Annotated in this window: 11 protein-coding genes; 7 read left to right on the top strand and 4 right to left on the bottom strand. The window is 64.3% G+C overall.

All coding sequences use genetic code 11. From position 1 onward, the window contains the following. Positions 1-126 precede the first annotated feature (126 nt). Complete coding sequence (glcF, locus tag ACIGJE_RS09770) at positions 127-1,422, top strand: glycolate oxidase subunit GlcF (protein WP_483679934.1); 1,296 nt, start codon at positions 127-129, stop codon at positions 1,420-1,422. A 99-nt stretch (positions 1,423-1,521) separates the two neighbouring features. Then, positions 1,522-2,565 carry an alpha/beta hydrolase gene (locus tag ACIGJE_RS09765; protein ID WP_483679932.1) on the top strand — a complete coding sequence of 348 codons (1,044 nt, stop codon included), beginning with the start codon at positions 1,522-1,524 and terminating at the stop codon, positions 2,563-2,565. A 142-nt stretch (positions 2,566-2,707) separates the two neighbouring features. On the opposite strand, the gene ACIGJE_RS09760 is transcribed toward ACIGJE_RS09765, so the two are convergent. Further along, positions 2,708-3,052 (bottom strand): ArsR/SmtB family transcription factor, encoded by a 345-nt coding sequence (locus tag ACIGJE_RS09760; protein ID WP_367624293.1) that lies wholly within the window; start codon positions 3,050-3,052, stop codon positions 2,708-2,710. A 123-nt stretch (positions 3,053-3,175) separates the two neighbouring features. Between ACIGJE_RS09760 and ACIGJE_RS09755 the strand changes: the two genes are divergently transcribed. The 3 genes from ACIGJE_RS09755 (at position 3,176) to ACIGJE_RS09745 (ending at position 8,326) form a co-directional block, all read left to right on the top strand. Continuing rightward, entirely contained in the window at positions 3,176-4,624 is a 1,449-nt protein-coding gene (locus ACIGJE_RS09755; RefSeq protein ID WP_483679930.1) for an MFS transporter, read from the top strand. A 264-nt stretch (positions 4,625-4,888) separates the two neighbouring features. Next, complete coding sequence (locus tag ACIGJE_RS09750; RefSeq protein ID WP_483679928.1) at positions 4,889-7,066, top strand: malate synthase G; 2,178 nt, start codon at positions 4,889-4,891, stop codon at positions 7,064-7,066. A gap of 316 nt (positions 7,067-7,382) precedes the next feature. Then, positions 7,383-8,326, top strand: a protein-coding gene (locus ACIGJE_RS09745; protein WP_483680231.1) for an IS630 family transposase whose coding sequence is annotated in 2 segments (ribosomal slippage) — positions 7,383-7,716 and positions 7,716-8,326 — 945 coding nt in all. Because the reading frame shifts where the segments join, the coding sequence is not laid out codon by codon here. 102 nt (positions 8,327-8,428) lie between these two features. Here the strand turns inward: ACIGJE_RS09745 and ACIGJE_RS09740 are convergent. After that, positions 8,429-9,082 carry a tetratricopeptide repeat protein gene (locus ACIGJE_RS09740; RefSeq protein ID WP_483679926.1) on the bottom strand — a complete coding sequence of 218 codons (654 nt, stop codon included), beginning with the start codon at positions 9,080-9,082 and terminating at the stop codon, positions 8,429-8,431. Positions 9,083-9,509: 427 nt separating this feature from the next. Between ACIGJE_RS09740 and ACIGJE_RS09735 the strand changes: the two genes are divergently transcribed. Both ACIGJE_RS09735 and ACIGJE_RS09730 read left to right on the top strand, forming a co-directional pair. Then, entirely contained in the window at positions 9,510-10,325 is an 816-nt protein-coding gene (locus ACIGJE_RS09735; RefSeq protein ID WP_483679924.1) for a DUF975 family protein, read from the top strand. Between the two features lie 134 nt (positions 10,326-10,459). After that, positions 10,460-11,719 carry a hypothetical protein gene (locus ACIGJE_RS09730; RefSeq protein ID WP_483679922.1) on the top strand — a complete coding sequence of 420 codons (1,260 nt, stop codon included), beginning with the start codon at positions 10,460-10,462 and terminating at the stop codon, positions 11,717-11,719. Here the strand turns inward: ACIGJE_RS09730 and ACIGJE_RS09725 are convergent. Together ACIGJE_RS09725 and bluB are read right to left on the bottom strand one after the other, a co-directional pair. Next, positions 11,712-12,347 carry a TerB family tellurite resistance protein gene (locus ACIGJE_RS09725; RefSeq protein ID WP_415080408.1) on the bottom strand — a complete coding sequence of 212 codons (636 nt, stop codon included), beginning with the start codon at positions 12,345-12,347 and terminating at the stop codon, positions 11,712-11,714. The genes ACIGJE_RS09730 and ACIGJE_RS09725 overlap by 8 nt on opposite strands. Before the next feature lie 68 nt (positions 12,348-12,415). Then, the gene (gene bluB, locus ACIGJE_RS09720) at positions 12,416-13,153 is read right to left on the bottom strand and encodes a 5,6-dimethylbenzimidazole synthase (RefSeq protein ID WP_415080407.1); all 738 of its coding nucleotides are present in this window, start codon (positions 13,151-13,153) and stop codon (positions 12,416-12,418) included. Positions 13,154-13,196 lie beyond the last annotated feature (43 nt).

Genomic DNA, 13,196 nt, shown 5'->3' with positions numbered 1-13,196 from the left:
ACACAATCTGTATCGCGTCATTGCAAGCGCAGCGAAGCAATCCAGCAGCCCCGGATATGGTGCTTGCAGGCCCGTGGATTGCTTCGCTGCGCTCGCAATGACGGCATAACTGGACCGGATCAACGCATGCAGACGAATTTCTCCCCGGCCCAGCTCGCCGATCCGCATATGAAGGAATCGGAGCAGATCCTGCGCACCTGCGTGCATTGCGGCTTCTGCACGGCAACCTGCCCGACCTATGTGCTGCTCGGCGACGAGCTCGATTCCCCGCGCGGGCGCATCTACCTGATCAAGGACATGCTGGAAGGCGGCAAGCCGGCCACTGCCGAGGTGGTCAAGCATGTCGACCGCTGCCTGTCCTGCCTGTCCTGCATGACGACCTGCCCCTCGGGCGTCAACTACATGCATCTGGTCGACCATGCGCGAGCCCATATCGACAAGACCTATCGCCGCCCGGCCAGCGAAGCCCTGCTGCGCACGCTGATGGCCAAGGTCCTGCCCAACCGCCGGGCCTTTCGCTGCAGCATGGCGCTGGCGCGGCTCGGCCGTCCCTTCGCGGGCCTCGCAGCCAGGCTGCCGCAGGGCAAGCGTCTCGCTGCCATGCTGGCCCTGGCCCCGACCTCGCTGCCCTCCGCCTCCTCCGCCACGCGGCCCGGCAGTTTCGCGCCGAAGACGGCCAGGAAAGGCCGCGTCGCGCTCCTCACCGGCTGCGCCCAGGCCGAACTCGCCCCAGGCATCAACGAGGCCGCGATCCGCCTGCTCAATCGCCATGGCATCGAGGTGGTGCTGCCCAAGGGCGAAGGCTGCTGCGGTGCTCTCGTCCACCACATGGGCAAGGAGAAGGACGCCCTCGCCTATGCCAAGGCGAATATCGACGCCTGGACCGCCGAGATGGCCAAAGGTCTCGACGCCATCCTGATCACCACGTCGGGCTGCGGCACCACCATCAAGGATTACGGCTTCATGCTGCGCGGCGATCCCGCCTATGCGCAGAAGGCCGCCGCCGTCTCGGCCATCGCCAAGGACATCAGCGAATATCTGGAGACCCTGCCGGCCCTGCCGGTGACGGTCGAGACCGGGCAGAACGTAACCTATCACGCGGCCTGTTCGCTGCAGCACGGCCAGCAGATCAAGACAGCGCCCAAGACATTGCTCAAGCAGGCCGGCTTCGTGGTGAAGGAGGCGGCGGAAGCCCATTTGTGCTGCGGCTCGGCCGGCACCTACAACATGCTGCAGCCCGAGATTTCCGAGCGCCTGCGCGAGCGCAAGCTCGGCAACATCGCCGCCACCAGGCCGCAGATCATTGCCGCCGGCAACATCGGCTGCATGACCCAACTGGCGCAGGGGACCACGACGCCGATCGTGCATACCGTGGAACTCCTGGATTGGGCGACTGGAGGACCGAAACCAAGAGGATTGTGACCCCTGGGACCGCAGGCGTCTCGCCTGCTCTTCCTTTCCGACACGCTCAGAGCTTCCAAGAGCAGGCGAGACGCCTGCGGTCCCAGGAGATCAACGGAGATGCCGATTCTGAAACCCGGTGGCCTCCTCTTGGCCCTATTCCTCACGTTGCCGAACCCGGCCCTTGCCCAGGACGAGCGGGCGCCCAACGAAAAGCCGGTGAAAGTCATCGCCGACGGGCGTATCGCCGTGCCCGGTGGCGGCGAACTGCCGCTCTACGTTTCGGCCGACTGGTCTAAGCCGTTGCCGCAGGTCGATCGCACCGTCCTGGTGCTGCATGGCCGGCTGCGGGACGCCGACGTCTATTTCCGCTCGGCTCTCAAGGCTCAGGCCGCTGCGGGCGCCGCCGGGCAAACCACCTTGATGGTCGCGCCGCAATTCCTCGCCAAGGTGGACATCGAGGCCTTCGGCCTGCCGCCTGAAGTGCTGCGCTGGACCCTGACGAGCTGGCTTGGGGGCGAGGACGCCCTCGCCCCCAAGCCTGTGAGTTCCTTTGCCGCCCTCGACGCCATTCTCGCCCGCCTTGCCGATCGCCGCCTGTTCCCGCATTTGCGGGAGGTGGTGGTCGCCGGTCATTCCGGCGGCGGGCAGGTCGTGCAGCGCTACGCGATTGCCGGCAAGGGTGAAAGCACGCTCGCCGCCGCTGGCATCGGCGTACGCTATGTCGTCGCCAACCCCTCCTCCTATGCCTATTTCTCTCCCAAGCGGCCGGCGCCTGATGTTGCCGCCGCCTGCCGGGGCTTCGACGACTGGAAATACGGCATGCAGGCCCGCCCGTCCTATCTCGCCTCGCCCTCGCCGGATGAGCTGGAGAAGACCTATACCGCCCGGCGCGTCATCTACCTGCTTGGCACCGCCGACACCGATCCCAACCACCCCGCACTCGACAAGACCTGCATGGCCGAAGCCCAAGGCCCCTATCGCCTGGCTCGTGGCGAGGCCTATGTCTCCGCGATGCGCCAGCGCGACGGCGGCACGCCCCGCCACAGCCTGTGGCTGGTCGAGGGCGTGGGCCATAACGGCGACAAGATGCTGACTTCGTCCTGCGGGCTCGCTGCCCTGTTCGACCAGCCGGGCTGCCCCACGGCGAAGGCCTCGCCCTGACGACAGGCATGTTTCGGCTACCGCCGAAGCATCCTGGCCTCCATGCTGCTAAATCAGGGTGTCTCAAGCGCATCGCGCTCTCGGAGCTGCCCCATGGATGGACCCAGCCTCAAATCTCCGCCCAGCTCTCGAAGGCGGATTCTCAACCCGATGCAGCCTCCGCCTCGGCAACGACCCAGGCGAGCAAGCCCGGGAACTTCGCCTCGATATCCGCCCGGCGCAGATAGGTCTTGCGGCAATTGCCATAGTCGATCATGCCGATCAGGCCCGCCTCACGCAGCATGCGGAAATGATAGGTGCGCGTGGCCTTGGTCACGGGCAGGCCGAAGGACGAGCAGCCGATCTCCGTGCCGTCGGGGGCGAGCACGAGGGTCGCCACCACGCGCCGCCGATGCGGATCGGCAAGCGCTGCCAAGATGGAGCCGAGAGTGATCTCCTCCCGGCTGGGGTGATCGTCCTGGTCGGATATTGCCGCCTCCCTTGCCATCCGCCCCCTGTCGAGAGGGGATCCTGCATTGGTCGATTGCTAATCGAACCGCTTCTAGGTATGAATAATATCATACTTAAATGACATCGCCGACGCGATAATTACCCAAGAAGAGATTTCATCATGACCAGTCTGCAGCCGGCCGTACCGGAACCATGCAGCACGGGAAGCGAGAAGACTTGGACCTCCACGGCGGAACCGGCTGGTTCCGGCCTGCGAAGGCCGGTTCGACCGGCGGCCCGCCTGGCCGCTCTCAGCCTCGGCGTCGCGCTGGTGCAGCTCGACGTCAGCATCGTCAATGTCGGGCTCGACCAGATGCGTGGCCTGATGGCGGACGGCGTCGCCGGGCTGCAATGGGTGGTCAACGGCTATACGCTCGCCTTCGCCGGCCTGCTCCTCACCGGCGGTGCGCTCGGGGACCGGTTCGGAGCCAAGCGTCTCTACCTTCTCGGCCTGGCGCTGTTCACCCTCGCCTCGCTGGCCTGCGGCCTTGCGCCGAGCGGCACAGCGCTGATTGCCGCGCGCGTTCTGCAAGGCATCGGCGCCGCTCTGCTGATGCCGCCGTCGCTGGCCCTGGTGGTCCATGCCTATCGCGACCCGTCCGAGCGCGCCAAGGCCATCGGCGTCTGGGGCTCCGTCGGTGGCCTGGCCATGGTGGCAGGCCCCGTGCTCGGCGGCCTGCTGATCGCCCTGTTCGGCTGGCGCAGCATCTTCCTGATCAATCTGCCCGTCGGCCTGCTCGCACTGTGGATGGCACTGCGCTTCACCGAGGAGACGACCGAGCGCCATGCGCGCGCCATCGACCTGCCGGGCCAGATTCTCGGCATCCTTACGGTGGTGGCGCTGACGGCCGCGATCATCGAGGGCGAGCCCCTGGGCTGGAGCCATCCCGCCATTCTCGGCGCCATCGCCGTCTTCCTCCTGGCAGGCGCGCTATTCCTGGCCGTGGAATCCCGGACGGCCGAGCCCATGATGCCGCTGAGCCTGTTCCGCAACCCGATCTTCACGGCTGCAGCCCTGATCGGCACTCTGCTCAATGTCAGCTTCTACGGCGCCATCTTCCTGCTCAGCCTGTATTTCCAGGATGGGCTCGGCATGTCTCCCTTGAGCGCTGGACTTGCCTTCCTGCCGATGACCGGCCTTATCGCGATCACCAACATCATGTCCGGACGCGTCGCCGTGCGTTGGGGTAACCGGCTGCCCATCGTGCTCGGCCTCGCCATCGACACCTTCGGTTTCGTCGCCCTGGCACTGCAGCTGCGGGGGGATGCCGGCTACGCTCATATCTGGTGGCCGCTGCTGCTCATCGGCTTCGGCATGGCGCTCGCCGTGCCTGCCATGATCGGCGCCCTGCTCGCCACCGTAGAGAAAACCCGGGCCGGTATCGCCTCCGGCGTTCTCAACGCCCTCCGCCAGACCGGAGGCGCGGTCGGCGTCGCGGTATTCGGCGTGATCGGTGCCGGCGGCAGTTCCCTTTCCGGCATGAGCACGGCCATGTGGGTCGCCGCGTTCGGTCTCCTCATCGCCCTGCTGCTCGGCGCGCTGTGCATCAAACGCATGCCGACATCGTAAGGCAGCCTCCAGTCATGTGCGACGGCGAGCGTCCCGCCGCACCGGCAAACCGTGAGAAAAGGGTGGGCAGCCTGGATGAAGCCCACCTCGAATCCGTTGCCAAGAGGCCGTTTGGCCGCAACGCCTATTGTTCTGGGTCTGTGAAAGTGTGACCGTCTCAGCATTGCCATCAGATGGAAATTCGATACCCAACAGGGGATGTTTGGCGTATCCACAACCAGACTCGCCATGATCATGACAATTGCTGACTGATAAGGGATCACCATGAACGACAAGGCTGAAGCCGGACACTCGGCCACACGCGTGGCACGCGGCGGCCTGCTCGTCGCGCCCGAGCTTGTGTCCTTTCTGGAGCAGGAGGCACTGCCCGGCACGGGGGTAGAGGCACAGGCTTTCTGGGATGGCTTCTCTGCGCTGGTCCGTGAATTCGGACCGCGCAACAAGGCGCTCTTGCAGCGGCGCGACGAACTGCAGGCCCAGATCGATGCCTGGCACCTCGCCCACCATGGCCAGCCTCATGACCGCAATGCCTACAAGGCTTTCCTCACCGAGATCGGCTATCTCTTGCCCGAGGGCGACAATTTCACCATCGCGACCGAGAATGTGGATCCGGAGATCGCCACGGTCGCAGGTCCCCAGCTCGTGGTGCCGATCACCAATGCACGCTTCGCGCTGAACGCCGCCAATGCGCGCTGGGGCAGCCTCTATGACAGCCTCTACGGCACCGACGCGGGCGGCGGCCCGCCGCCCGCCGGCAGCTACAACCGCGGCCGCGGCGCGCGCGTCGTGGCAAGGGCGCGAGTTTTCCTCGACGAGGCCTTCCCGCTCGAGGGTACGAGCCATGCGGATGCCCGGCGCTATCATATCCGCAACGGCGCACTTCTGGTCGACGACATGCCGCTGCTCGAACCGGAGAAATTCGTCGGCTATCGCGGCCATCCACGCGCGCCCGACGCCGTGCTCCTTCGCAACAACGGATTGCACGTCCAACTGATCTTCAACCGGGCCCACTCGATCGGCAGCCGCGACCAAGCGGGCCTCGCCGACATCCGGCTGGAAAGCGCCATCTCGGCGATCATGGATTGCGAGGATTCGGTTGCCTGCGTCGATGCCGAGGACAAGGTGGTCGCCTATCGCAACTGGCTGGGACTGATGCAGGGCGGCCTGACGGAGACCTTCCGCAAGGATGGTGCCGAAATGACGCGCAAGCTCAACCCGGATTTGACCTTCACCGCACCGAATGGCGGCGAAGTCTCGATCAAGGGCCGGGCGCTGATGCTGGTGCGCAATGTCGGCCACCTCATGACCAATCCGGCCATCCTCGACCAGGATGGCGGAGAGATCTTCGAAGGCCTGATGGATGCGATGGTGACCACGCTGATCGCCATGCATGACCTGAAGAAGTCCGAGGGCCTGCGCAATTCGGTCACCGGCTCAGTCTATGTGGTCAAGCCCAAGATGCACGGGCCTGCCGAGGTCGCCTTCGCCGACGAGGTCTTCACCCATGTCGAAACGGTGCTCGGCCTGCCCAAGCATACCGTCAAGCTGGGGGTGATGGACGAAGAACGGCGCACCAGCGTCAACCTCAAGGAGTGCATCCGGGCGGCGAAGCATCGCATCGTCTTCATCAATACCGGCTTCCTCGATCGTACCGGGGACGAGATCCATACCTCGATGGAGGCCGGCCCGTTCAGCCGCAAGGACTTCATCAAGCGCAAGGATTGGATCGGCGCCTACGAGAACCAGAACGTCGACATCGGCCTGCAATGCGGCTTTTCGGGCAAGGCCCAGATCGGCAAGGGCATGTGGGCGATGCCGGACAAGATGGCGGCCATGCTGGAAGCCAAGATCGAGCATCCCAAGGCCGGCGCCAATTGCGCCTGGGTCCCCAGCCCGACGGCGGCCACGCTCCACGCCCTGCATTACCACAAGGTCAACGTCTTCGCGGTGCAGGCCGCGCTGGCGAAAGGCGGCAGGCGAGCCTATGTCGAAACGATCCTCGAAATCCCGGTCGCAAGCTACCAGAAGTGGACGCCCGAGCAGATCCGCCGCGAGGTCGAGAACAATGCGCAGGGCATCCTCGGCTATGTGGTGCGCTGGATCGACCAGGGCATCGGGTGTTCGAAGGTGCCTGACATCAACGACGTCGGACTGATGGAGGACCGCGCGACCTGCCGCATCTCGGCGCAGCATGTCGCCAACTGGCTCCACCACGGCATCGTTGATGAAGATGAGGTCAGGCAGATCATGCGGCGTATGGCGGAGGTCGTGGATCGCCAGAACGCCGGCGATCCCCACTACCGTGCGATGGCTCCTGGTTTCGACGGGGTGGCCTTCCGGGCGGCGTGCGATCTGGTCTTCGAGGGCCGCTCGCAGCCATCGGGCTATACCGAACCGCTGCTCCACGCGCATCGGCGCGAATTCAAGGCGGCGCAGGCTTAGCGCATTATCCAGAAAGCCTGGCAGCATGTTCACGCACCGTGACGCTGCCCCTCACCTTACCTCTCCCCGTAAGAACGGGGCGAGGAGGCGCAGACGTCGCGGTTTATCCGAGTACGGTTCATCTCGCCCGACCGTTGGGCGAGATGAGATGCTTCAGGCAAGAGGTGACCGGCTGAAGTCCCCTCGCCCCGTTCTTACGCGGTGTCGTCAACTCTCTTGAGTTGACTAGAGCATGTCCTGCGATCGATGAATCGATTGTGATGTGACAGGTGGCTTGTGAGCTGATTCAACATCTGCCTTGTGGGAGAGGTTGATGATGGGAAGAGCCCTGAGCGGAGATCTACGGTCACGGGTCCTGAAGGCCTCGGCAGAAGGCATGTCGGCGCGTCGGGCTGCAGCGCGGTTCGGTGTCGGCGTTTCGAGTGCGATCCGCTGGATAGCACGAGCGAAGGTAGGCGAGTTGGCGCCTCGACGGCCTGGCCGTAGCCGCTCCTCCAGCCTCGATGTGCATGAAGCCTTCATCGTCGGGCTGATCGAGGAACGCAAGGACATCACGCTCAACGAGATGGTGCGGCGGCTGGAGACCGAGCAATCGGTCGGGATCAGCCGCAGTGCCCTGAGCGCCTGGCTTCGTGGCCATGGCTGGACGTTCAAAAAAAGTCCGCACATGCACTGGAGCAGGATCGGCCCGACATCCTGAAACGCCGCCAGGCTTGGTTCGACGGTCAACTCGATCTCGATCCGGCAAGGCTCGTGTTCATCGATGAGACGGGGCTGTCGACGAAGATGGCGCGCTTGCGTGGAAGAGCGCCCCGTGGTGAGCGTTGCCGGGCGGGCGTTCCCCACGGTCATTGGAAAACGACCACTTTCACCGGCGCCCTGCGGTTGACCGGGATGACCGCGCCCTTCGTCTATGACGGCGCCATGAACGGCAACGCATTCCTTGCCTATGTCGAGCAGGTCCTGGTCCTGACCCTTGAGCCCGGCGACGTTGTCGTGATGGACAACCTGCCGGCCCACAAGACCGCCGGCGTGCGTAATGCGATCGAGACGGCAGGTGCGAGCCTGCTCTATCTGCCGCCCTACAGCCCCGACTTCAACCCAATTGAAAATGCGTTCTCCAAACTCAAGGCGCTGCTACGGGCAAAGGCCGAAAGGACCATCGATGCCCTATGGGAGGCAGTCGGCTCGATCATCCACCTCTTCAGCCCAGCCGAATGCGCGAACTACTTCCAGGCAGCGGGCTATGAACCAACTTAAACAAGATACGCTCTAGGGTAAGGTGAGGGGCAGCACCCCCATAGGCAAACGACGCGGTGAGGCAAAACGCGTTGTGGTGAAAACACAGCGCTACCAGGGCGGTTACCCCAGTTCGGCTAGGCTCCGCCGGGCCTCGTCATGTCCGGGATCGAGCTCGACCAGTCTTTCGAAAATCTTGCGGGCCTCCTCGGTTTTACCGAGAGCGCGGGCCGAACGGCCGAGGCCAACAAGGGCCCCCGGCGAGGAGGGCCTCAAGGCCACGGCCTGCTGGTAATGGGCGGCAGCCGGCTCGGCCCGTTGGTTGTGCAGGAGGAGGTCGCCCAGGCCGATATGGGCCTCGACATGGTTCGGCTCGAGCTTCAGGCAGGTCAGATAGGCCTGCAGCGCCTCGTCACCGCGCTCGAGCGAAGCCAGCAAATTACCGTAGTTATAATGGGTATCGGCCGCCTTGGGGTCGAGCTTCAGGGAGGAGCGGAAGCAATATTCCGCACGCGACTCATTGCCGAGGCCACGATTGGCGAGCCCCAGCCGCATCTGAGCGTCGGCGCTGCCGGGATTGACCTCGACTGCCCGGCGAAGCACCTTCTCGGCCTCGTCATTGGCGCCCCGCTGCAGCAGGAGCGTACCGAGCAGGTTCAGGGCGTTGAAGTCCCCGGCGCGACCGGCCAGGATCTCGCGATAAGCGGCCTCGGCGGCATCGAGCCGGCCTGCGCGATGATGCTCGACGGCTTTCTTCAACTTTGCTTCGGCGGCCATGCTGCGTTGTCCGGATGGGGCGGGAGGAATTGCCGGACCTTGTGGCGGATCGGGCTACAAAGGTCAATCCAGGCCCGCATCAAGGCGTTTTGCGATCTGGTGGATTCCCTGAGAAACGCAAAGGCACAGCCAAACAAGGCGTTGGAGCAGACAGGCGCAAACGTTGGAGCGCGTCTTGCCATGACGACACAGATCGGTTTTCCCCGCAGTATCAGGTGTGACGCACGGGACTCCGTTTCTGAATCGAGGCCGCTAGGATAGCGTGCGTCATTGCACTCTACTTGCCGAAAAGGACAGCCATTTCTGTTGAAGCCTTGACCTTTCAATCGTGCCGGCCGGATCGAAGATCCGATTGTGTTGATCATGAGCAAGGGGAGCTCTCATGTCAGTCGCCTCGCCATCATCCGAACATCCAGGAAGCAGTCCCTTGGGCATCGGGCAGATCATCTCCGATGCCTTTGGCGTCAGCCTGCGAAACTACGGCTGGTCTCTCCTGCTGCAGCTGGCAGTCTTCGCCATATTCTTCGGCTTGCTTGGCTCGTTCTTCTGGTCCGCCTTGTATGGTGACCAGCTCGCTGTCGAGTCGGCTATCGCAAGAAGCATCGGAATATTCTACCTCCTGCTCCTCGCGGCCTGTTTCCTGTCGCTCGCTTTTTATTGTGCATTGATCCGTCTGATCCATGATCGCCACGTCGATCCGGCCAAACCCGTGCTGGCGGCCTGTATCGCCGGTGCCAGACGATTCTTGCCAGCCCTTGGCCTGCTGCTGATCTATTTGCTTGCCTATATCGCGCTCTATTTGGTTGCCGCTTTGCTCGGACTGGTCTTCTTCGGCATTGGCGCCCCGCCCGGCTTCGTCATCGTCGCCATGCTGATCGCCGGTATTTTCGCCCTCTATCTGGTCTTTCCCTATCTGCTTTCCTTCGTCATCTGCATCAACGAGGATATCGGACCGATCCGCGCGCTTGGCCGCAGCCGCTATCTCAGCGCGGGGTATCGCTGGCCTCTGTTCGGCATGATGCTCCTCACCTGGGTGATCTGGTTCGCCTATCTCCTGGTCGTGAATGTTCTGGCACGGATATTCGGGCCCGGTGGCGGCATCGCAGCCCTGATCATGATGCTGCTCGTCCTGCCGCTGATGTATGCGTGGCTGATCGGGGTCTATTCCATTGCCGCCTATCGCCTGCGGGTGCTCAAGGATGGCGTCGACCTGACCGGCAGCGTGGCTGGTGTGTTCGACTGAGACCTGTACTGAGGAAGCTCTTTCCCCGGCGCCGCAAAGTCGTTGCGGCGTTCGCGGCCTATGCCCTATCCAACGATCTTTCAGGCAGGCTCCCTCCGATTCCCGGTGTATGCCGTGCCCCGACGGGAATGACGATGCGCTATCTGCTGACATGGGCCATGGCCTCCGCGCTGACGGTGGCGGTCTCTCTCGCGCCGGCCAGGGCCGACAATGCGGCCTCGGCCCTGTTCCAGAGCTATCTCGGCAAGGGCCGCATCAGCGAGGCGGACGAGCAAATGCTGGCCCTCGCCACCAAGGCCAGCGGCAATGCCGACGCCAGGCTCGGCCTCGGCATGGTACGCACGGCACGGGCGCTCGAACATCTGTCGCAAGCCCTCTACAAATATGGCTTTGCAACCGAAATCCCGGCAATGCGCCTGCTCGGCCTGTCAGGTACCGTCTTCAGCACCAATCCCGATCCGCAGCCCATCACCTATCAGGATTTTCGCGGCATCCTCACCACCTTCGTGGCCGACCTCGAAAAGGCGGACCAAACCTTGGCAGAGGTCGGCGACATCGAGGCCAAGCTCACGGTCGATCTCTCCGTCACCCGCTTCGACTGGAACGGCGACGGCATCATCGACGAGCGCGACCATATCGGCGCAGCGATCTCGGACCTCGACGATGCCGGCAAGCCCAAACCCTTCATCGTCGCCTTCGACACGGCCGACGCCAAATGGCTGCGCGGCTATTGCAACTTCCTGATGGCCCTGACCAAGACCCTCTTGTCACACGACATGTCGCGCAGCTGGGACGCCGGCTTCGGCAGCCTGTTTCCGCGCGCCGTCAGCGGCCTTGCCAAGGCCAATGGCGTCGATGGTGACGACGGACTGGGCATGACCCTGTTCGGCACCAGCAAGCGCGATACCGATGCCATCGCCGACCTGATCAGCCTGGTGCACACCATAGACTGGCCGGTGGCCGACAAGGCGATGTGGCTGGAAGTGCGCAGCCATTTCAAGACGGTGATCCAGCTCAATCGTGAGACCTGGGGACTGATCGCCAAGGAAACCGACGACGACCACGAATGGCTTCCCGGCCCACGGCAGAAGAGCGGCGTGCTCCCCTCCCTCGAAGTGACGCAGGAGCGCATCGACTCGTGGCTCGCGCTGCTCGGGCAGGTCGACGAGGTGCTGGACGGCAAGCTTTTGATGCCGCATTGGCGCTTTGCCAAGGGCATCAATCTCGCCAGGGTGTTCGAGCAGCCCGGCAATTTCGACCTGGTGCTGTGGATCACCGGCCCGGGGGCCCTGCCCTACCTCGACAATGGCAAGGTGATGGACGCCGAGGCCTGGGGACAGGCCACGCGCATCTTCGGCGGCGACGTCGCGAGCTACGCCTTCTATTTCAATTGAGCGAGCGCCCGGCTGCGGCATCCGGCGCGAGCAGGTGCCGCTTCAGGCGAACGATCGCCTCGCGCTGCAAATCGCTGGCCTCACCATAGGCATTGGCGACCTCGGTCAGCATGTCGATGAGCTGCTGGCGCTCGGGCAAAGACAGGCGGGCGCGGAAAAGCGGCACCAATTCCTCGGCAACCGGCGTGAACACCCGGCCGCGATCCGTCAATTGCAAGGCCTGCTCATAGATACGCTCGCGGTCGCCGATCCCGAGCGGGTCGCTCATCAGGGCGAGGATGGTGTCCCGTTCGGCCCGGGTCAGCAACCCATTGGTGCGGACGAGCTGGATCATCAGGACGACGGCAGCGAGCCTGGGATCATCGATGGCCTTGAGCGAGACACGCTCCAGCGCCTGAGGCCGGACCGTGTCGGCACCCCGGTCGAGCGGGAGGGGAACCACCTTCGGGACGGCCTCGAGCCGGCGTGCTGCCGCCGGCTTGCGGGCCTTGCCGCGCAACAGCCAGAACAGGCCGACGACGGCGGCCACGAACGCTCCGATCAGGATCGCCCTCGGCCCCTCCAGCAGGACCAGGCTGGTGATCAGCAGAGCAATGATCCAGATCGCATTCTTACGCAGGAAATCCATCGCCCGTATCATCCGATCGGGACGGCGCATATCTGCGCCGGCCACCCCAAAGCATTTTGTGCTTTGCTCTATGAAGCTGCATCTCCCATAGCGGCCCGCATGGCGGCGAGCAAGGGATGGCCGGGCTGCCGGCCGTCCCAGCCGTCGAAGCTCAGCACAGCCTCCGGCGGCAGGCGCTGGCGCCAGCCCTTCACCTCCAGTTCGGGCCGGGCATAGGCTTCGTGCACATAGCCCAGGCACAGATAGGCGACCGGCACCACCCGCGCGGGAATGCCCAGCGCCTCACGCAGGCGCGCCGGATCGACGATACTGACCCAGCCGACCCCGACCCCCTCGGCCCGTGCAGCCAGCCAGATATTCTGCACCGCGCAGACGGTGGAATAGCGGTCCATCGCCATGTCATGGGTGCGGCCAAGCACCACCGGGCCGGCGCGGTCGGGATCGCAGGTGATGCACAGATTGACCGGGGCATCGATGATGCCTTCCAGCTTCAGCGCGCGATATTGCGCCTGCTTTTCAGGCGGGAACATTGCCACGGCCTCGGCATTGGCTTCCTCGAACAGAGCCTGCACCTTGCGCCGGGTTTCGGGGCAGCGCAGCACGAGAAAACTCCAGGGCTGCATGAAGCCGACCGAGGGCGCGTGATGCCCGGCCGTGAGGATGCGGGCGAGGACATCATCCGGCACAGGCTGCGGGCTGAACTGGCTGCGAACGTCCCGCCGGGTGAAGATAGCGCGATAGACGGCTTCACGTTCGGCCGGCGAAAACGGCCCCGAGGGCGCGAGCGCCTCGTTGGATGGGTCCATCGTCATTCCCCTTGCGATGGCAATCGCCGCGCCGTCCGCGCAC

It is taken from the genome of Labrys sp. E2SS-1L (genome assembly GCF_057073705.1).
The sequence above is the reverse complement of the archived record's forward strand: the minus strand, read 5'-3'. Positions and strand labels throughout refer to the sequence as shown.

What these genes read in the sequence shown, in the direction of transcription:
- ACIGJE_RS09740 (WP_483679926.1), bottom strand. Translation starts at nt 9,082, where the DNA reads ATGGCCGCCGAAGCAAAGTTGAAGAAAGCCGTCGAGCATCATCGCGCA.
- bluB (WP_415080407.1), bottom strand. Translation starts at nt 13,153, where the DNA reads ATGGACCCATCCAACGAGGCGCTCGCGCCCTCGGGGCCGTTTTCGCCG.
- ACIGJE_RS09760 (WP_367624293.1), bottom strand. Translation starts at nt 3,052, where the DNA reads ATGGCAAGGGAGGCGGCAATATCCGACCAGGACGATCACCCCAGCCGG.
- ACIGJE_RS09750 (WP_483679928.1), top strand. Translation starts at nt 4,889, where the DNA reads ATGAACGACAAGGCTGAAGCCGGACACTCGGCCACACGCGTGGCACGC.
- ACIGJE_RS09755 (WP_483679930.1), top strand. Translation starts at nt 3,176, where the DNA reads ATGACCAGTCTGCAGCCGGCCGTACCGGAACCATGCAGCACGGGAAGC.
- glcF (WP_483679934.1), top strand. Translation starts at nt 127, where the DNA reads ATGCAGACGAATTTCTCCCCGGCCCAGCTCGCCGATCCGCATATGAAG.
- ACIGJE_RS09725 (WP_415080408.1), bottom strand. Translation starts at nt 12,347, where the DNA reads ATGGATTTCCTGCGTAAGAATGCGATCTGGATCATTGCTCTGCTGATC.
- ACIGJE_RS09765 (WP_483679932.1), top strand. Translation starts at nt 1,522, where the DNA reads ATGCCGATTCTGAAACCCGGTGGCCTCCTCTTGGCCCTATTCCTCACG.
- ACIGJE_RS09730 (WP_483679922.1), top strand. Translation starts at nt 10,460, where the DNA reads ATGCGCTATCTGCTGACATGGGCCATGGCCTCCGCGCTGACGGTGGCG.